Origin of the sequence: Megasphaera cerevisiae DSM 20462 (genome assembly GCF_001045675.1) — a bacterium.
Taxonomy (GTDB): Bacteria; Bacillota; Negativicutes; order Veillonellales; family Megasphaeraceae; genus Megasphaera; species Megasphaera cerevisiae.
This window is the reverse complement of sequence record NZ_LEKT01000033.1, coordinates 1-20,719: the sequence shown is the minus strand read 5'-3', so window position 1 is coordinate 20,719 and position 20,719 is coordinate 1. Positions and strand designations below refer to the sequence as shown.

The 20,719-nt window shown below is 48.3% G+C and carries 17 protein-coding genes; 2 read left to right on the top strand and 15 right to left on the bottom strand.

The features are described from left to right. Window positions 1–27: 27 nt before the first annotated feature. The 15 genes from AB840_RS09890 to AB840_RS18095 all read right to left on the bottom strand — a co-directional run bounded on the left by AB840_RS09890 (window position 28) and on the right by AB840_RS18095 (window position 20,055). Window positions 28–3,780 (bottom strand): TonB-dependent receptor plug domain-containing protein, encoded by a 3,753-nt coding sequence (locus AB840_RS09890; RefSeq protein WP_330218269.1) that lies wholly within the window; start codon window positions 3,778–3,780, stop codon window positions 28–30. Between the two features lie 25 nt (window positions 3,781–3,805). Then, window positions 3,806–3,931, bottom strand: a complete 126-nt coding sequence (locus AB840_RS18155) for a hypothetical protein (protein ID WP_330218268.1) — start codon at window positions 3,929–3,931, stop codon at window positions 3,806–3,808. Between the two features lie 676 nt (window positions 3,932–4,607). Continuing rightward, the gene (locus AB840_RS09880) at window positions 4,608–6,218 is read right to left on the bottom strand and encodes an FAD-dependent oxidoreductase (protein ID WP_048514676.1); all 1,611 of its coding nucleotides are present in this window, start codon (window positions 6,216–6,218) and stop codon (window positions 4,608–4,610) included. Window positions 6,219–6,227: 9 nt separating this feature from the next. Then, window positions 6,228–6,908 carry a 4Fe-4S dicluster domain-containing protein gene (locus AB840_RS09875; protein WP_234984939.1) on the bottom strand — a complete coding sequence of 227 codons (681 nt, stop codon included), beginning with the start codon at window positions 6,906–6,908 and terminating at the stop codon, window positions 6,228–6,230. A 108-nt stretch (window positions 6,909–7,016) separates the two neighbouring features. Further along, a complete protein-coding gene (locus AB840_RS09870; protein WP_048514675.1) occupies window positions 7,017–10,451 on the bottom strand; it encodes a pyruvate carboxylase in 3,435 nt (1,144 codons plus the stop codon). A 411-nt stretch (window positions 10,452–10,862) separates the two neighbouring features. After that, window positions 10,863–12,278 carry an aldehyde dehydrogenase family protein gene (locus AB840_RS09865; protein WP_048514674.1) on the bottom strand — a complete coding sequence of 472 codons (1,416 nt, stop codon included), beginning with the start codon at window positions 12,276–12,278 and terminating at the stop codon, window positions 10,863–10,865. A gap of 384 nt (window positions 12,279–12,662) precedes the next feature. Beyond that, window positions 12,663–13,445 (bottom strand): phosphonoacetaldehyde hydrolase, encoded by a 783-nt coding sequence (gene phnX / locus AB840_RS09860; RefSeq protein ID WP_200809995.1) that lies wholly within the window; start codon window positions 13,443–13,445, stop codon window positions 12,663–12,665. Next, window positions 13,445–14,545: a 2-aminoethylphosphonate--pyruvate transaminase gene (gene phnW / locus AB840_RS09855; protein WP_048514672.1), complete on the bottom strand. Its 1,101-nt coding sequence runs from the start codon at window positions 14,543–14,545 to the stop codon at window positions 13,445–13,447. Before phnW ends, phnX begins: the two co-directional genes overlap by 1 nt. Before the next feature lie 10 nt (window positions 14,546–14,555). Then, on the bottom strand, window positions 14,556–15,557 hold the full coding sequence (locus tag AB840_RS09850) for an extracellular solute-binding protein (RefSeq protein WP_053078160.1): 1,002 nt from the start codon (window positions 15,555–15,557) through the stop codon (window positions 14,556–14,558). A gap of 25 nt (window positions 15,558–15,582) precedes the next feature. Next, window positions 15,583–17,325 carry an ABC transporter permease subunit gene (locus tag AB840_RS09845; RefSeq protein ID WP_072061819.1) on the bottom strand — a complete coding sequence of 581 codons (1,743 nt, stop codon included), beginning with the start codon at window positions 17,323–17,325 and terminating at the stop codon, window positions 15,583–15,585. Between the two features lie 13 nt (window positions 17,326–17,338). Next, window positions 17,339–18,115: an ABC transporter ATP-binding protein gene (locus AB840_RS09840; protein ID WP_048514671.1), complete on the bottom strand. Its 777-nt coding sequence runs from the start codon at window positions 18,113–18,115 to the stop codon at window positions 17,339–17,341. Window positions 18,116–18,369: 254 nt separating this feature from the next. After that, window positions 18,370–19,101: a twin-arginine translocase subunit TatC gene (gene tatC / locus AB840_RS09835; RefSeq protein ID WP_048514670.1), complete on the bottom strand. Its 732-nt coding sequence runs from the start codon at window positions 19,099–19,101 to the stop codon at window positions 18,370–18,372. After that, complete coding sequence (locus tag AB840_RS09830; RefSeq protein WP_072061818.1) at window positions 19,082–19,294, bottom strand: Sec-independent protein translocase subunit TatA/TatB; 213 nt, start codon at window positions 19,292–19,294, stop codon at window positions 19,082–19,084. The genes tatC and AB840_RS09830 overlap by 20 nt, the downstream gene beginning before the upstream one ends. 86 nt (window positions 19,295–19,380) lie before the next feature. Beyond that, the gene (locus tag AB840_RS09825) at window positions 19,381–19,884 is read right to left on the bottom strand and encodes a nitroreductase family protein (RefSeq protein ID WP_048514668.1); all 504 of its coding nucleotides are present in this window, start codon (window positions 19,882–19,884) and stop codon (window positions 19,381–19,383) included. A gap of 42 nt (window positions 19,885–19,926) precedes the next feature. Then, complete coding sequence (locus AB840_RS18095) at window positions 19,927–20,055, bottom strand: hypothetical protein (RefSeq protein WP_268776091.1); 129 nt, start codon at window positions 20,053–20,055, stop codon at window positions 19,927–19,929. 136 nt (window positions 20,056–20,191) lie between these two features. Here AB840_RS18095 and AB840_RS09820 point away from each other — a divergent pair, with 136 nt between their 5' ends. Beyond that, on the top strand, window positions 20,192–20,434 hold the full coding sequence (locus tag AB840_RS09820; RefSeq protein ID WP_048514667.1) for a hypothetical protein: 243 nt from the start codon (window positions 20,192–20,194) through the stop codon (window positions 20,432–20,434). Window positions 20,435–20,626: 192 nt separating this feature from the next. Beyond that, a partial coding sequence (locus tag AB840_RS09815; protein WP_048514666.1) for a transposase occupies window positions 20,627–20,719 on the top strand: 93 nt, incomplete at its 3' end.

The window sequence follows — 20,719 nt, the reverse complement described above, 5'->3', positions numbered from 1 at the left end:
TACAGCGCCGCCTTGTATTTGAATATCTTACGCGCCCTTCCGCACCAATTTCTCTTGTACAGATTCCCATTCCGCATTATACTGCTTGGCAGCCTGTTCCAAGTTATCTCCCGTATCTAGCCACTGTTTCATATATGCTTTTTCCGAGGGCGCATCCAGTGCGCTGGGATCCAGCAAGCGAGTTTTAGCTATATATACATAGGCCGTATCTTGTTGTGGCTCCCCATTTTTATCAATATAGGTATACTTAATTTGGGGGCCCGTAGGATTATAAAATATTTGGCTACCACCATTAGGATTATTTAATAGTATATCATTTGTAAAGGTATCACCATAGGCCTGCTTTACCAGATCAAACATATGCTTCAAAATTTTGGCCTGTTCATTCTCCGTCTTTGCCGCCTTTAATTGCTGATAAAAATTGATAGTATCCCCTGCTCCTTCTATCGGGGCCAATACCCGCAAATCAGAAGGCAACATAAACATCCCACTATTTATTCCTAAAAACTCACCGGCCGTGGGCGCCCGGTAAAAGGTCTGCCGTGTCGCATGGGTATAGGCAGAATTATTGATGCCCGTACTGGAGCTGAAATCGCCGTAACCCAGGCGAACCTGATTCTTGCCGCTGGTCCAGACGGCCCGGCCGCCGTCGTATTCCTTACCAAACCAGTAGCCCGTAACGCCCATGGGTTCCGTAAGACGGCCAATGGAGAAATCCCATTTGTTGACATGCTGGGTCACGTCAACGGTATCTAAACGCTGATGGTTCAGACCTTTAGAGTCACTGATATCGTGCTTCGTATCGACGCCGCTCATGCCGGCAGCGCTTCCCAGAACGGTGACATTGGTATTGTCACCAATGCGGGCGTCAAATCCCAGGCGCAGACGCTGTTCAAAGCCGTGGCCCTTTTGATCGAGCATGTTTTTCGCCGCATCGCCTACATGAGTCGTCGCCGTCACCGTAGCTACAGATTTATCGCTGCTGCCGTGGACATTCCAGCGGGCCTGATAGTCGCCGATCAGCTCGACGCCAAGCTTCTTGTCCACGTCAAAGGGCGCCGTAATAAAGGCATCTCGCTGTATGTTCTTTTCTACAACTGCACTTCCTGCAACGGCATTGCCATGTTCACTTCCAACCACTTTCCCTGCAACGGCCTTCGTTACAACCGTCTTTTTCTCTTCCTCTTTCTTATGGCCATCGTAGCCGAATTTCATGTTGAAGCCCATTTTGTAGACCCGTTCCTGCAGGGCCCGGTCGTAATCGCGATGATTGAAGATATTGTCGACGCCGAAATAGACGAGGGAATCCTTGTCCAGCTTCTTCTGGATGATAACATTCCAGATGCCAAAGATCTTCTTTTGATAGGTCTGCTTACCCCCTTCGGCAAAATTATACTCAATTTTTGAACTATCACTTTTCCCATCATTATTTGTATCTATACCCCAGGACGACATATAATTACCGTTTCCGGCTACAGAATTGCTGTCGAGCATATTGATATAATAATCTCCCCAGAGCGAGCCACTCCAGCCGCTTTTCACATTGTCATAGGAGATGCCGATATCGACCTTGTGCTGGGGCTTATCCAGGAGCTGACGGGGCATGTCGGGATCGCTTTTGTTCACGGCATGGAGCCAGGCATAGCCCAGTTTCCCCTTCCAATGGCTGCCGAATTTCTGTTCTACCGAAGCCTGAAATCCCGTGATTTCCGCCTTGCCAATATTCTTGAAGCTGTAAATCATATCGGGTGGGTTTAAAAATTTTACTTGTCCTGATATATCTTTTTCATTAATTTCAGGATGAAAATCGAGGAGACTCCCTGTAAAATAGGTGGTCATATAATTGCGAATACGGTTGTAGAAGAGTCCAGCCCAGGCATAGGTATGGGCATTTTCCCCTTCTACAGACAGGTCGATATTAACGGATTTTTCCGGCTTCAGGTCGGGATTGCCGATCCAATACCAGCCTAGCCGGCCCGTACCTATCCCTGCCGCACTGCCGCTGTACATTTCCCAGTTATAATAGAGTTCCCCCATACCCGGTTCCGTATATCCCGTGCCGAAGTTCGCCTTCAAGCGGCGGTGGCTGTTACCGCTCAGGTTATGAGTCATACCCATATTGGCTGTCACCGTAGAGCCAAAGAGGCTGCTGTGATCAAGCCGGATAATCGGCGACAAGATAGTATTGGCATTGACCTGCCACTTATCTTGAAAAAATATGCTTTGCTTGCGAATAGTAGCCCGCCCCACAGTCTGTTGATTTTGTAAGGAATCATAAATTTCCTTAAATTTTTTACCATTGAACACAATTCCATATCTCGCAGGGTCTTTATAATAGTTAAGAGCATTTACTTGTTTTTTTCCTGTATTGCCAACTTCTGATTTAAGTTCTTGATTAAACGCCTGATACCGATCCCAAGCGGTTTTACCATTAGCATCTTTTTTGGTATCTGCTTTGATTGCGCTTTCTGTACTTAGTGTAAATCCAGTATTATACCGCAAGAAATCCTGATAAGTAAAATCAGGAATACTTGTTTGGAAATTATGCTGATCATACCCATAGTATTCATAATCAGAATCCCATTGAGGAATACCGTTTTTTCCTTTAGTATACTGATAATCATGAACTGATGAACTGGGCTGTCCCGTCTTCTCATCAACACCCAGGCTCTTATCATAGTCCCAGGGATCGATAGCTTGCTGATACGCATCAGGCGCACCTTTCAGACGGCTCCCTTCACCCTTCTCATAGGTATAGGTCACACCGTAAGTCAGCATATGCCGGTCATTGACCTGTGTATTAGCGCTGGCCTTGAAGTCGTACTGGCGGTGATCGATATCGTCGATATAGTTCAGCGTATTTTTGCCTTCGTAAATGGATTTCTGATAATCGCTGGTTACGGTAATATCGTCTTCATTCATGCGGGCATAGTTCAGTTCTACGTTCCAGTCCGTACTGCCCTGATTATTTCCCTTCCACGACAAGCCGTAGGTATTGCGGTCGGCCGTGCGCTTAAACTTTTGATAGGGCTCAAAGATTGTATTGGTATGCTTCGTATCTTTTTTCAGGTCTTCCTTGTAGTGATTGGCATTAAAAGATATCGTGTTATGATCGTTCACGTCATATTCCGCCGCCAGGCCTACGTTAGAAATGGTACCGTAATAGCGCAGGGAATTTTTATAGTTTCCCAAATCCGTCGTTATGATGCTGGGCGGCAGCAGGGTCATGCCGCTGTTATCATAAATAGGCAATACATCACGCTTGCTGCCAAAGATCGTAGCCCGGACCTTGCCCATTTGTCCGCTGTCGGCACGGAGGAAAATATTCTGATAGGGGAAGACGTCGCTGTCACCCTTGACGCGGCGGCCTTCTACGTTGACTTCCATACCGGCGGTTTTCGCCGGCTTGCGGGTGATGATGTTGATGACGCCGCCAATGGCGTCGGAGCCGTATTTCGCCGAGGCCGCACCCTGGATGATCTCGATGCGCTCCACGTTTTCCGTGCCCTGGCGCAGGAGTTCGTCCCCGGCGCAGGAGTATTTGGCAAAGTCCCCCATGACAGCTTGTCCGTCCACGAGGATCAGGGTGTGGCGCGGTTCGGCGCCGCGAATGGACACGCCAACACGGCCCATCGCGTCTACGGTCCGCGATACGCCTGTTTCACTGAATATGACATCCTCTACGGATTTGGCTTGCTTCTTGACGATATCCTCCCGGGTAATGATAGTCGTCTGCTGGGATTCGAGCTTGGCTTCTTCTTTGGCGCGGTCTGCTTCCACGACGACATCCCGTGTCGTTACCGAATTATTGCCCCCCCCCCCCCACTGGACTTTCTGCCGCCATGACGGGAGCCGTCAGCCACAGTGCGACAGCCCAGGACAGACCGGCATACCAGGCACGACGAGGCATTCTTGCTGCTGTATAGTTCATAAGGCTTCTCCATTTCCACATAGTATCTATTTTCGATACCAGTAATCATTTTCTGTTTGCCATTATATCAAATACAGCCCAATCCTTCTACTCCATTCGGACATAAAAATGATCCGTTTGGACATTTTTTCAAAATAGCAGCGTGTACAGTCATTCTATATGCTATACCTATCCTATATTGAGAATAAAAAATTTTCCTGTTTTTTCACTGCCAGATCAGAAAACAGGCAGGCAGATTCTCTGCATGGAACCTTTATACACGATTCTTGCGCAGGATCTCCGAGGCTATGGTCACATTCTGGTACGGCGCCGTATAACTTGTCCGGCCGCATTCCCACTGCAGATCCTTCCATTTTGCGGCGATTTCCGCCAGACTGGGCACATATTTGCAGCACCGTTTCTACAAAACACCACCGCCTATGGATAGAGGTGCCGCTAGGAGGGCTTGTCAGAGAACGCTGTTCTGACAGATACACGCAGTCTCCTGATTGATCACTCCCGCAAAGTCTTTCAACAGACTCCAGATCCAAAAACAGGTTTCGTCATAAGACTGAATACGAAACGGCACATGGAAACCGTTCTGTTTCCACGTGCCGTTGTGTTCCTATTCTTTCTTTTATACGTTATGCGGTCTTTCATGCAAGGTGCTGCCCTGCAGAGCATTTTCCAGTATCGATCAACCTTCCAAACCTCTGCCATGCGTATAGTTTGGCAGCAGCTTCGGCGATAGGAGAACACTGTCTATACCGACCGCCGCCCGTTCTTGTTCAAAACGCCGCACATGCTCCAAGGTCAGCCGTCCCGGCCGGGCCGTACGGCTATAAATGGCGGCACGGTTACCGGCAATGCGGCCGAAGACAATAATATCGAGAAGGCTGTTTCCCATCAGACGATTGGTCCCATGGATGCCGCCTACGTCCTCCCCGGCAGCATAGAGCCCGGGGATCTTCGTGGCACTGTCTGTGTCGATGCAGATACCGCCATTCTGGTAATGCAGTGTCGGATAGATCAGAATCGGTTCTTTGCGGATATCAATGCCGAATTTTCGATACATGCGGATCATAGCCGGCAGGCTGCGCTCCATGGTCCCTTCGCCGTGAAGCAGATTGACCATCGGCGTATCAAGCCATAGGGCCGGGCCGTGAAGGGCATAAACGCCTTTTTTTCGGGCCGTACATTCACGAATAATTGCAGCAGCTACCACGTCTCTGGTTTCCAGCGGATGCAGAAAGGCTGCCCCGTCCTTATTGACCAGCATCGCCCCCAGGGAACGGACTTTTTCCGTTACGAGGGCTCCATAGATCTGCGGCGGATAGGCTGCCCCGGTCGGATGATACTGAACGGCCTCCGCATAGATAAGCGGCACACCGGCCCGGTACGCCAGTACGAGACCGTCCGCCGTGGAACCGTAGTGATTTGAGGTGGGAAAGCCCTGATAATGGAGTCGTCCGCTGCCGCCCGTAGCAATGATGACGCTTTTGGCCCGCACGACAGCATATTCTTCCGTATCAAAATCATAGATCACGGCCCCGGCAGCACTGCCGTTTTCATCCAGCAGTAGTTCCACAGCCGGTGAGTAGGGCATAATCTGGATGTTCTCGTCTTCCACTTCGTCCCGGAGAACACGCATAATTTCCGCCCCGCTATAATCGGCACAGGCATGCATGCGCCTGCGTGACGTACCGCCGCCATGAGTTGTTATCATCATACCATCCGGTTCCTTGTCAAACATAACGCCTAACCGGTCCAGCCATTGAATGGCTTCGGGACCATGGAGAACGAGCTGTTCCAGCAGCTCCGGATCGTTTTTGAAATGACCGCCGCCAAGCGCATCCAAGTAATGGATCGCAGGAGAGTCGCCGTCTTTATCGGCGGCCTGGATACCGCCTTCGGCCATACCCGTATTGGAATCGCCCAGCCGGAGTTTTGTCACCAGAAAGACAGATGCTCCTTGTTTGCGGGCTTCAATGGCTGCTGCGGCTCCGGCACCGCCGCCGCCAATGACCAGTACATCGGTGTCATAGCGAATCTGCTCCAAGCAGATTACCCTATCCAGCACCCGGCTCCGTCCTTGCAGAAGATCGGCCAGTTCATGGGGAACTTTATCTCCCTTGTTGGGTCCTACTTGCAGGACTGTAAAATCCTTGCGGCTGTAATCAGGATGAAATTCCCGCAGCAATTTTCTTTTTTCGTCGGCCTCAAAGCGGCGTGGTTCTTCATGCAGCCGCTGTGTCCGCGTCGCTTCTACCCGTGCCCGGGACTCGACAAATTCTTCTGTATAGATCATGCGTTTCTCCTACTTTTCAATATGACGGTCATTGTACAGGCGCTGCAGTTCCGGTACAGACAAGTGCTTCAGCTGATCCAGCCGGCCGGTATAGACGCCGGCTTCAACATCCCGGATGCGCTGTTCCAAATGCCGGCTTACCGGCGCATGTTTTCCTGTCAAACGCCGTGCCAGGAGACCGACCGCGCTGTGGCTGATTTTGACAGGACAGCGGGAAGCGCAGATATCACAGCTTACGCAGTGAAAGGATTCAGCCGCGCAAGACGCATAATCGCCGCGGCTGGCGGCGGCGATATATTTCATAACCGAAAGATGCTGCGGACAGCTTTTTGTACAGGCATTGCAGTGAATGCAATGAAATATTTCCGGGTATACTTGTCCGATCACCGTATTGACGGCCGGCAGCCTATTGATATCATAGCGTTTTTTATTGATAGGAAACGATTCAAGCCGTCCCACGCACATGCCATCCGTTACTTTTGTCTGACAGGCCAGGGCCGAGCGCAGTTCCGTATGTCCCTGAATACGGTATATGACGGCACAGGCACCGCAAAAACCACTGCGGCAGCCACAGCCGCGGATAAGGCGAAACCCGCTATATTCCATAGCCCGCATGATTGTGAGGTCATCGGGAACAGAAAATTTTTTTCCCAGCAAATGGACCGTAATCATATGGTTTCCTGAATTCATAGTATTCCTCCTTCTGATACTGTATTCATAGTACCTGAAATCATAGAAAAAGTCTACCTATGCAAAACAGGGATCCGATATATCGAATCCCTGTTATTGCAGTCGAGCTTATTTGTTTAGTTCCAGGAGGCAGTCACCGCTGATGATAGCTTGCCCCTTTGATACATAAATTTCTCCAACCGTACCTTCCATCGGTGCGGTAATCGTGGTTTCCATCTTCATCGCTTCAGTAACGACAAGAGGTTCACTTTTCTTGACCTTCTGGCCCTTAGTGACCAGGACTTTGACCACAGAACCGGACAGGGTAGCACCAATATCACCAAGGCGGGATGGATCTGCTTTTCTTCTCGTCACGGTTTTCATATCGATGCTCTTATCCTGCACCTGAATTTCACGTTCGGCGCCGTTAAACATAAAGGTGATCGTGCGCAGACCGCTGTCGTCGGGATCGCTGATATTGATCAGCGTGATAATGAGGTCCTTCCCCTTTTCTATTTCGACATGTATTTCCTCATTCTTCTGCATGCCGAAGAAGAAGGTCGGTGTATCCAATACGCCGGCATCACCGTATTTTTTAATATTTTCGTTATAATCTTTGAAGACTTTCGCATACTGGCAGTAGGCGTTGATGTCTTCATCTTCATGTTTGTAACCGGCATCAGAAAGTTTTTTACGAACCGCTTCAAAGTCGACGGGAGCCAGACTTTTACCAGGACGTTCCGTCAAAGGCTGACCTCCCTTGAGAATAATCTTCTGCAGTTTTTCCGGGAATCCCTGATAGGGAATGCCAATGCGCCCTTCAAAAAATTCCACGACGGACTGCGGGAAATCGAGGATATCACCTTTTTCATAAATGTCCTTTTCCGTCAGATTATTCTGAATCATGAACAGCGTCATGTCGCCGACTACCTTCGACGATGGCGTGACTTTGATGATATCACCAAACATCATGCTGACGTGATGATACATTTTTTTGACGTCGTTCCATTTTTCGCCCAATCCCACAGCCTTGGCCTGCTGACGGAGGTTGGAAAACTGACCGCCCGGCATTTCATGCTGATAGACTTCTGTATTTGGATAGGGTTCTGCTTTGTCCACGCCCTTGTAATACGGACGAACCGTCGCCCAGTACCGTGACATTTCTTCCATAGCGTCGATGTCCAGATCAGGCTGACGGTCTTTGCCGCTCAGAGCATAGTAGAATGTGCTCATGCTGGGCTGGCTGGTACCGCCGGCAAAAGCGGAATACGCTGCGTCAACGATATCAACACCGGCATCTACAGCCCGGCTCAGCGTGCCGACAGCATTGCCCGAACCATCATGCGTATGGAGGTGGATCGGCAGATCCACGGCATCCTTCAAAGCAGCTACAAGCTGGTAAGAGGCTTCCGGTTTCAAGAGTCCTGCCATATCCTTGATCGCAATAATATTAGCGCCGGCATTCTGAAGTTCCTTGGCCATATTGACGTAATAGGCCAGATCATATTTCGTACGGTTCGCATTGAGAATATCACCGGTATAGCACAAGGCTACTTCGGCAATTTTGCCGGTTTCACGGACGGCCTGAATCGTGCCGTACATGTTGTCCAGACTGTTGAGACTGTCAAATACGCGAAATACGTCGATACCGTTTTTCGCTGACAATTCAACAAAGTTTTTGACAACATTGTCCGGATAGCTCGTATAGCCTACGGCGTTGGCGCCGCGGATAAGCATCTGCAGCAGGATATTGGGGGATTTAGCCCGCATCTGACGGAGCCGTTCCCAGGGATCTTCGTAGAGGAACCGGTAAGCAACGTCAAAGGTCGCACCGCCCCAGCATTCGTAGGAGAAGAAATTCGGCAGCTTTTTGGAGGCCGTTTCCATCACCCGCAGCATATCAATCGTACGAACGCGCGTTGCCAGGAGAGACTGATGCGCGTCACGCATAGTCGTATCTGTTACCAGAACCTTCTTCTGATCCAAAATCCATTTAGAAAATTTTTCCGCTCCCATGGATTCAAATACCTGCTTGGTGCCGTCAGGGTAGGCTCCTTTTACCGGCACAGGCATTTCCAGCGGTTCAAAGATCGGTTTTTCCTGTTTACCCAAGCCGGCATAGCCGTTGATTGTCGTGTCGCCGATATATTTCAGAAGCTTGGTGCCGCGGTCCTGTACGACAGGCAGGTTGAACAGTTCCGGATGATCATCGATAAAGTTGACATTATAGGAGCCGTCAACAAAGGACGGGCTTTTTAATACGTTGATGAGAAAGCCGATGTTGGTCTTGACGCCGCGGATACGGAATTCTTTCAGCGTGCGGAGCATTTTCTGCACGGCCCCTTCATGGGTCAGTCCATAGGTCGTCGTCTTGACGAGGAGAGAATCATAATACGGCGTAATAATCGCACCGGTATAGGCATTGCCGCTGTCCAAACGGACGCCAAAGCCGCCGCCGCTGCGGTAGACCATGATTTTCCCGGAGTCAGGCATAAAGTTGTTCATGGGATCTTCCGTCGTAATACGGCACTGGATCGCATTGCCCAGACAGTGAATGGATTCCTGTGATTTAATGCTGATTTCGTCGCTGTCGAGGGCATAGCCTTCGGCTACTTTTATCTGTGTTTGGACGATATCGATACCGGTGATCATTTCCGTTACTGTATGTTCTACCTGGACACGGGGATTCACTTCAATAAAATAAAATTTTTCGTCCGGCGTGACCAGAAATTCAACGGTACCGGCATTGACGTAATTGACGTTGCGCATCAGCTTGAGGGCCGCGTTACAGATATCCTGCCGGAGCTGCTTTGGCAGTGAAAATGCCGGAGCCACTTCCACGACCTTCTGATGACGGCGCTGGATGGAGCAGTCCCGTTCAAACAGATGGACTACATTTCCCTGTTCGTCACCCATGATCTGTACTTCAACGTGCTTGGGATTGATGATGCATTTTTCCAGATAAATATCTTCACTGCCAAAGGCCAGCCGCGCTTCCGATTTGGCGCGATCATAAGCATCCCGCAATTCACCCATGCGGTCAACCATGCGCATCCCGCGCCCGCCGCCGCCGTTGACCGCTTTAAGCATGATCGGAAAGCCCACTTCTTTGGCAAATTTTTCAACTTCTTCATAGTTCATAACAGGGCCGTCACTGCCCGGAATATATTGAATGCCAGCTTTTTTAGCCTGGATACGGGCATTGATCTTATCACCAAACATAATCAGATGTTCCACTTTAGGACCAATGAAAACAATGCCTTCTTCATTGCAGCGTTTTGCCAAATCTGCATTTTCGGACAAGAAGCCATAGCCCGGATGAATAGCATCCACATCATGTTCATGTGCAATCCGGATAATATCTTCAATATCTAAATATGCATCAACCGGTTTTTTACCTTCACCTACCAAGTATGATTCATCTGCACGAAAACGATGCAGCGACAACGAATCTTCTTTAGAGTAAACAGCTACTGTGCGGATTCCCAGTTCGTTACATGCCCGGAAGACACGAATAGCAATTTCTCCGCGGTTGGCAACTAAAACCGAACGAATTTTTTTCATGAAAATACCCTCCTGCTAATTGATTTTAAGGTCATAACAATGAACTATCGATACATAACAGTACCTTTTCTTTTCACTGTGCTTTTAATTATAGCAAAACAGCCACACATTACAAGAGAAACCGTCTCCATATACGCAATAAATACTGTATACACAATTTTTCCAAAATACCGGTCTGCCGTGTCCAGCAGCGAATCCAGAGACTTTATTTTTGTGTTTTTTAAATATTTTGTATTATTTTAAGGTGCATTTGCCGTATTTCATAAATATTTTTTACGAATAAAGAAAAGAGGTTTGATTTATCAAATCGGCCTTTTACTATGCCGATCCGATATTTCAAGCCTCTTACCCGTCTATCCATGAAACATTTTTTCTGACTGCCTATAAAGCGATTGCAAACAGGCCGCGTAATTAGTTGCCCTGATCAAACAAGGCCTGCGGTTCCGTAAATTCGAGAATGCCGTCAATACCGCTTTCCCGTCCGATACCGCTTTCCTTGAAGCCGCCAAAAGGCGCCGCTACATCCCGCGGTCCATCGTTGATATATACATTGCCGGCGCGGATCTGCCGGGCTACCTTGACAGCCAGTTCTTTGGGACCCCAGACCGCACCGTTCAACCCGTATGGCGTGTCGTTGGCAATCGCCACCGCTTCTTCAACCGTATCATAGGCAATAACGCATAGTACGGGCCCGAATATTTCTTCTCTGGCCACAGTCATCGTGTTGGTAACGTCCGTAAAAATTGTAGGGTGTACATAATAGCCATGGTCAGGTTCGTCAGGCAGGCCGCCGGCCAGAAGCCGTGCTCCTTCGTTGATGCCCTTTTGAATGTACTGACGAACGATCTGCAGTTGATGTGCCGACGAGAGCGGCCCGATCTTGATGGCTGGATCCATAGGATCGCCTACAGTATATTCCGGTACGATTTGCTTCAGGAGCTCTTCGATTTGTTTCTTGTCTTCATGCGGCACAAGAAGCCGGGATAAAGCCGTGCAGGTCTGGCCGGCATTTAAAAAGATCGAATCAAAACACATGCGTATCGCCGCTTCATAGTTCTGACTTTCCAGCAGCACGCACGGCGATTTGCCGCCCAATTCCATGCTGATGCGCTTCATCGTTCCCAGCGCGCGCTGGGATACAAGAATGCCGGCTTCCGTAGAACCGGTAAAGGAAATCATATCAATCAAGGGGTGATCACACATAGCGTTGCCAATTTCACTGCCCCTGCCGGCAACGAGATTGAAAACGCCTTTCGGGAATCCGGCCCGGTCAAAGGCATCCGTCAGCCAGTATGCCGCCAGCGGCGTATGCTGGCTGGGTTTCAGAACAACGGCATTGCCGGCCAGAATAGCCGGAATGACCTTTTGGACGACCTGGCCCAGAGGATAGTTCCACGGCGTGATGCAGCCAATAACGCCCAGCGGTTCTCTATATACAGTCGATTGGGGCAAATGCTCTACAAAGGGGGCTTTAGCTGCCAGCTCGATATAGGACTGTGTCCGTACATACTGATAGCGAACATGCTTGGCTGCCGCAAAGGATACGGGCGCACCCAATTCTTTGACGATACTGTCCGTCAGTTCCGGTTCCAGCTCTTTAAAAATACCAAACATGGTTTCCATCAATGCGATCCGTTCAGATAGCGGCGTAGCTGCCCAGCCCGGAAAGGCCCTGGCCGCTGCCCGGGCAGCGGCGTCTACATCGGCAGCATTTCCCGCCGGTACGCGGGCGAAAGGTTTCATTTCCGCCGGATTTTCAATTTCAATAAAGGTTCCCGACGCGCCGGAAATCCATTGTCCATCAATATATAATTTTTCAAAATCCATGAAAAAAACTCCTTTCGTCAACTTAAATTAGAATACAGTTTATTAATAGAATATATCTATTAATAATATTGTAAATAATTTCCAGTATAAAGGCAAGAGATTATTTTATAAAAATGCCTGGCAATTCTGATTTTATGACTGTTTGCAGTCTGTACCAATCAAACTTGCGAAGATAGGGCGCCTGACGAATAGATGGTTACGCACAGCCATAGCGCTAATTTTAAAATAAATATCTATTTAATATATGGCATATTGATATTCTTCCCATCGAACCATACCCATCTCTTTAAAAATCTCTTAAAAAAAAGCAATATCCCGGCCTCACGCACAGGATATTGCTTTTTTATTTTCGCCGCCCACACAGCAAAGACTATGATACGGCTGTCACTGCTGCTGTATGGCTTGAATCACGGCAGGCAGCTCAGTAATATCGGTAATAACATAGTCAGCACCGGCATTCATGAAGGTGTGTCTGACGGCCTCACGGCGTTCATTTTTTTCATATTCTGTCAGGCTGCGGAACGCGTCCTCAGTCAGCGCCATGACAGAACTGCCGTCTATGATGCCGACAGACCATACGCCGGCAGCCCGACCTTCGGCGATATCAGATACGGTATCCCCTGCCTTGATAACGCAGCGGACATCGGACAGCTTCAATTCCATTATATTTTTGAAAATCATATAAGGATACGGCCGACCCATCCCGTTTGTCGCGTCCGGGGAAAACCAGCAGTCCGGCTGATAGCCCTGAACAGCCGCTGTTGGTGCGACGATTTTCATCATTGTATCCGTGTATCCTGTCGTAGATCCGATTTTGATCCCCCTTGCACGCAATTCTGTGACGGTCTTCAGAACACCGGGCTTAACCTTGGTATAGTCCGCCAGTGAGGCAAGCAGTTCCGGTTCAAAGCTGCTGTATATGGTTTCAATATCCTGCGGTTCCCACGAACGGCCATAGCGTTTCTGCCATTGTGCCGCAATACGATCCATGGACAGCATCGTTTTGATATGATCTCGTTTCAGCATCCCCATGGGCTTTCTCGTTTCTTCTTCTGTGACCGTGATGCCATTGGCGGCAAAGCTATCCATAAAAGCCCGCACAGGGGCCATGCATCCGAAATCTACTGTCGTTCCGGCCCAATCCAGCAAAACACCTTCAATTTTCATTATACCAATCCTTTCATATATTCCGCGAAAATACGCAGAATTTTTTTGATATCTTCTTCATATATTTCACCGATATTTCCCAGCCGGAAGGTGTCTTGTTCCGTCAGTTTTCCCGGATAAATGACATAGCCATGTTTTTTCAAATAGACATACATATCCTGGAAATCAAAGGCCCGGTCCCACGGATAGAGAAAGGTCGTAATAATCGGCCCTTGCACATCCCGGCTGATATAAGCACGGAAGCCCAGGGCTTCCATGCCGTCCCGCAGCATCGTATTCGTATGGATGTACCGCTGCTGCCGTACCGGGACGCCGCCTTCGGCCCGCAGTTCCCGCAGGGCCTGCGCAAAGGCTGCCACGACGTGGGTCGGCGAGGTAAAACACCACTTGCCGCCATCCCGTTCCATGACCGCCCATTGGGCATATAAATCGAGAGCCAGGCTTCTGGCCATTCCGCTCGTCTGCTCCAGATCATCCTTTCTGGCAATAATAAAGGAAAATCCCGGCACACCTTGAATACATTTATTGGCACTGCTGACAAGATATGTAATCCCCACTGCCGGCACGTCGATATCCACACCGCCGAAACTGCTCATAGCATCGACGATAAATTTCTTGTGATAGGCCGCAGCCAAGGCACCGGCCGCTGCGATATCATTCAAAATTCCCGTCGTCGTCTCGCTGTGCACCATGGTAATATGGGTGATAGCCGGATCATCCCGTAAAACGGTTTCCAGATCACCGGCGTCGGGAATTTTGTCATATTCTGTTTCCACGGCAATATAGGGAATCTGATGATAGCGGCAAATTTCCGTCATGCGCTGGCTGTAGGCTCCGTTAACGGCGATCAGAACTTTATCTGCCGGTCCTATCACGCTGGAGAAAACGGCTTCCACGCCAAACGTGCCGCTTCCCTGCATAAGCACGGTCGTATAGGCTGAATCGGCATGAGCCAGGTGCAGGAGCTCTGACCGGATTTGCTGCGTCATCTGCTTGTATTCCTCATCCCAGGTGCAAAGGTCGGCAAGCATTTGTTCCTTTACCGTTTCCGTAGTCGTCAGCGGTCCGGGAGTCAATAGTTTATACGTGTTTTTATCCATGATTGCGCTCCTATTTCCCTTTGATCAGCTGTTGATGTTTTTTCAGTAAACCGACAGTCAGCGGTTCTTTAAACTGCTTCGGATAGGCCGGTTTGAAGGCTTCGTCTACCGTTTCACCTTCATACAGCGCCATGGGATAATATTTCAGCAATTCCTGCCGGCTGTTTTTAACGATGCATTCTGCCATTTTCATGGCCAGTTCCTTTTTCTTACTGTCGGCCTTGTCGATGACAGCGACACCTTCTGTCAGGAAGAAGTTCCCTTCCTTGGGATCAATGACCTTGATCGGCAATCCTTTGTTCTGCTCCATCAGGCCTTGATGCCGGAGTCCAAATCCAATGGCGACTTCACCGGCTTTGACTTTTTTAAGCGGGCCGGAGCCGGATTTTTCCATATGCGGCCCTGCATTTTCTTCCAGTTCCTTCAGCAGCTTTGTGCCTTCCTGTTCCCCATAGGCGTCATACACGGCCTGCACCAGCAGCCATGCGGTGGAAGACCCCATAATATCCGGAAGGGAAATTTTATCCTTATATACCGGGTTGGCCAGATCCTTAATAGAGGCCGGAACCGGAAGATTTTCCTTTTGAAGCACTTCGGTATTGATAAAGATCGCTCCGAACTGTCCCGTTGTCGGTTTATAGTATGCCGGTGTGGGCTGAATGGTCTTGGCGTTAAAGGTCAGATCAGCAAACATATGATTTTGTTTTTGTGCTGAGTCAATATAATAGGTGCTCATTGTGACCAGGTCGGCTTCTATATTCTTGCCTTCAGCCATGAGTTTGCCTCCTAATTCGGAAGTGCCAAAGGACTGCATAACATATTTCCCTTCAAAACCGTTCTTGTCCAGGGCGTGTTTGAACGAATCCTGCGCTTCCGGATCGGCGTTTGTATAAATAACGACCTGTTCCCCGCCGGAGGCGCTGCCGCCTTCACTGCCGCCGCAGCCGGCAATACCTGCGGCTATGGTAAGTGCCAGACACCCTGCAACAACATACTGATACCACTTATTCATCTGAAAAATCCTCCTTTTTCACTGCTTACATATTTTTAATCGTATATTCTTGTACTTGCACGTTCGCTTGGAGACGGGCAGGTTTTCCTGATCTGGGAGACTTTTTGGAAAGTCCCTGAAATTTCCTTTTAACTTTAATATGAAGTACAATATCATTGTGATTGGCCAGATAGTCAAACATAATTTTGACGAGAATATTGGTCAGGAAAATCAGCAAGGATAAGACAAACACTTCGTCATATTTTTCAAAATACTGGGCCTGCGTGATTTTCGTCGTCATGACCATTGTTCTGGCACCGGTAATAAAAACAATGGCGCTGATAGTAACGAGGGCCTGCACGAATATATAGCTGAGCATTTGAAATACTGTCGACATGGTATTGGGAATAATAACGCGAAATATTGTTTTCGCCCAGGAATCACCCATGAGCGCCCCCGTCGTTTCCCAGGACAGATTGATTTTGGACAGCGAGGCCTGAATCATGAGATACGGTGTCGTAAATTCCCGAATCGAGTTTAGCAGGATAATAAGCAAAAACGTATTCTGCAAAGACGTGCCCGTAAAGGTAAAGAGAAAGGCCACGCCGATGACCATACCGGGAACGGTATTCGTCACCATGGCAAAGACATCCATCAAAAGCTTGCAGATACCGGGAAGATGCGATCGGGCGTTGACCAGGGCCGCCATATAGGCCAGCACCGTACCAATGACGGCGGTAGCCGCCGCAACCATGACGGAATTGATGTAAACGATTTTGATCGAACTATCACTCAAAATGCGCTGCAGCGTCTCCGTCGTAAAGACAACCTGATAGGGCCAGCTTTTGATAAAGGGCACAATAAACATAATGGCAAATACTGACAGAATAGCCATAATGACAATGACACAGAGCAGCGCAAATATCCCGTCTCGCACCCGATCCCTGCCAATTTCAAAAGCCGTGATCTTGTTATACCGAAAGTTAAACCGTTCGGAAAACCGCAGCAGCCACACGGCTGCAACGGACGGAATCAACATGATGACAGCAATGGCCGAGCCGGACTGAAAATCCGGTATGGCCCCCATCATGACCATATACAGTTCCGTTGCCACGACGGTATATTGACCGCCGATAGAAGCCGGAATCCCAAAATCCGTAAAAGACAAAAAAAAGGACAAGATAAAAGAGGCCGCAATCGTCCCGATCATAGGCCGGACGCTGGTCACATAAAAGGTCCGCAGCGGCGGATCTCCCATAATCTGTGACACGACGATAAAATGCTTATCGACATATTTAAAAGCGTTGTAAAGTAAAATAAAAGCCGGCGGCAGCGTGTAAATGATGTATGAAATAAGAAGACCGCCAAAACCATAAATAGAAAACAGCTGCTGCCCCAAAAGCTGCGTAATAAGTCCCTGCTTGCCCAGTGAGTAAATGACGGCAAAGCCGTAGGTCAGTGTCGGCAAAAACATGGGCAGAATAAGAAGCACCTGCACCACCGACTTGAACCAGCCGGGAAGACGCGTGTAATGCAGGCCGTAGGCAAGTAAAAAAGCCAGTACAACCGTGATCAGCGCTTCCAGCCCGGAGATGGCAAAGCTGTGCTGCAGCGATAGGATAAATTCTTCATTATGCAGAACGCTGACGTAGTTTTCCAAGCTCAGCTTGCCGGAGGCACCGATAAAAGATTTGCTGAGCAGAATAATCAGAGGGCTGCAGAGGGCACCGGCAAATATAATACAAATGAGTCCAAATATACATTTCAGTTCGATCCGCTCGTTCTCCATTTGTCTTCTCCCATTAGTGTACAGCTGCAGCGTCGTTCCCTGTGTTCTCTTCCTGGAACAGATGGTAAATATTATCTCGTTTGATTTTCAGCTGTGATAAAATAAATTTTTCGATAAAGATATCCTTCGGCGCATGAACGATATGAGCCGGCGTGTCAAACTGGGCAATTTTGCCGCCGTTCAGAATCAACACGCGATGTGATAGTGTCAGCGCTTCTTCCGGGTCGTGAGTGACGATGATCGTCGTCAAATGGTATTGCCGGGCGATGCGGCGTATCCGTTCCTTAATGGATTCCTTGATGACACCGTCAAGAGCGCTCAGCGGTTCGTCGAGAAGCAGTATTTTCGGTTTCATGACCAGTGTCCGCGCCAATGCCACCCGTTGCTTCTGACCGCCGGAAAGCTGGCTGATCCGCTTGCTTACATGTTCCTGCAGATCCAGCAGGGAGATCAGCTCTGAAACCTCCGCCTTGGTGGAAATACCAGGCGTATTGCGAAGACCGTACACAATATTTTGATAGGCCGTCAGATTGGGAAATAGGGCATAATCCTGAAACACAATATTGAATCCTCGCTTCTGCATGGACACGCCGCTCAAATCGGTTCCGTCATACACAATCTGTCCGCTGCTGATCGGCGTAATTCCTAATATCACATTCAGCAGTGTCGTTTTTCCACCGCCTGACGGAACAAGGATAGAAATAATCTCCCCGTCTTCAACGGATAATGAAATATCATCTAATATTACGTTATCATCATACTTTTTTACAATATGCTTTAATTCCAGCATCCTTTAGTCCTCCTTTTCATCGTTTTATTGCAGTATACCGCCGCTTTTAAAAATACGTGTCATGATCGGGTAATAAGTTCGTAAAAAAAAATATTTTACAGCAATATATGAAGTTTTGTTTATTTTGCTTTTTTTATCGTATAATCGGGCATAAAAATGCCCTTTGGTGGGTGTATCACCAAAGGGCATTTTTTATAAAGCACAAAAAGCCATGCTTTTTATTTCAATTTTATGAAATTTCATGCAATTTTAAATCACTTTCGCAATATATGGCATACCAATTGAATACTAACCTCATACAACACAATCATCGGAATAGCAATCATCGTCTGCGTGAACACGTCCGTAGTCGGTGAAACAACTCCGGCAAAAATGAATGCAAATACAATAAGAAACCGCCGCTTCTTTTTCAAAAATACAGAGGAAACCAATCCAAGCTTAGCCAAAAAAAGTATGACCAGCGGCAGCTCAAAAATAACACCGAAGGGAAGGGCAAAAGCAATAAAAAAGGAGAGATATGCGCTGAGCGACAGCATAGGCTGCAGCGACGGTGTCGCAAAGCTCATAAAAAACTGTACGGCCGCCGGCAAAACCGCATAATACGCAAATGCCAACCCGGCATAAAAGAACAATACTGCCGCCGGAATAATCCAAAAAACAGCCGTCCGTTCCGGTGCCTGCAAGGCTGGCCGGACAAACTGCCACAACTCATAAAAAATAATCGGCAGCGTAACCAGCACCCCCGTAAAAACAGATATTTCCAGATAAGAGAAAAAGACCTCCGCAGGATTGAGAAAATACAGCGTTCCAGCCGGTTTGGCTATCATATGGATAATATCCTCTGTATACGCATAGGCAATACAACTGGCAACAGCCACAGCGGCCAGACAGATCAGCAGGCGAAAACGGAATTCCCGCAAATGACCGCTCAGGGGCATATCACCCTTTTGCTGCACAGGCAAGTTATCATCCGTCTTGTTTTCCATGACTTTTATCCCTTTCTTCCCCTGCTGCCGCATCCTGCTCCGCCGCTTTTTCGACATCTCGCAGGGCCTTGCGGAATTCCCGTACACCCTTTCCCAACGCGCGGCTGACCTCCGGAAGCTTTTCGGGACCAAATACCACAACGGCAACAACTAAAATAAGTGTAATTTCTCCCATACCCAGATCAAACATCATATGCCTCCATGTCAGCAATCCTGCGTAAAATAAAAAAGCAGGGCCTGCACTGCACAGGCACCTGCCGTATCCGATCTGCCCGGAGATCAGAGATAATGGACCCGTGACGGATCGTAACGGTCTTCTTTTGTCCGGATATCCTTATTGTCGTTGGAATAGCCAAACGCAATGATAGCAAACGCCGTCAATTCCTGCGGGATACCCAGAGCCCGGCGAACGATAATCTCCCGTGCCTTATATGGCGTAACTCCCAGCCATACAGCACCCAGATCCTGCGTCACCGCTTCCAGCAATATATTCTGGACACACGCACTCAAATCAAGATTGACAAAGGCTGGAAACCGCTGGCTGGTATCGCGGCTGCAGACAACAATCGCCGCCGCCGCATTGGCAGCACAGCCGGCATAGGGACTACAGTGCGATAAATCCTGAAGAACCCGTTTATCACGGACGACATAAAATTCCCATGGCTGTTGATTTCCTGCCGAAGGGGCCGCCATGGCAGCACGCAGCATTTTTTCTATTTTTTCATCTTCCACTACGGTAGGCAAAAACTTACGTATACTGCGTCTGGAAAAGATTTCATTCATATGGTCCAACTCCTCTCCCTAAATACGTTATCAGTGAGTTTATTATATCATAGAACCCATCGAAAGAAAAATAAAATACATGGCCGTATATGCTGTCATCACACCCGGCAGATATGGTCCCGGCAGCACAGCAGCGTACTTCAAATGCCATCCTTGAATTTCGCGCCTCATGTAACCCATCCCTTGCCGCCTTCCTATCCATTGTGCTGATACTGTGACAATTTTGGGCTTATCCTGATATATTTTGAATGTATAATAACAAGTAGATACAGTATTTTGAATTGCTCATTAGAAAGGAGCCTCTTTTATGAAAAAAATCATGACACTGCTAACTCTTTGCATATTCGCAATGGGATTATCCGTCTCATTTGCGGATGCGCCGTCCCGGCCATTCCCTCACCAATCCGGGCAATGGGAACAGCATAATGAAGATAACCACAAAGAACATCACCACCGGAATCCTCCCCCGAAAAAACATCATCATAAAAAACACAATGAAAAACCCGCCAACAGAGGGCATCAAAGCCCCATTGTAACGCCTCAGTGGTAATATGTTTTCAGACAAGATATGCCCTCATATCTTGTCTTTTTGTATTATAGTTAGAAAACCCCTGGTTAGACCAGGGGTTCCAAAAAGCTTTAGCGATGAGTCTTTGAAGGTTTAAAACAAAACACCTTTGATGGTAAGATAAGAATGCGGTCCGTCAACTGCAAACCTATCCACATCAAAGGAGGTCATTCGATGAATGACACACACAGTCTATCACACAGTAAATGGAATTGTAAATATCATGTAGTATTTGCACCGAAGTATCGGCGGCAAGTATTTTATGGG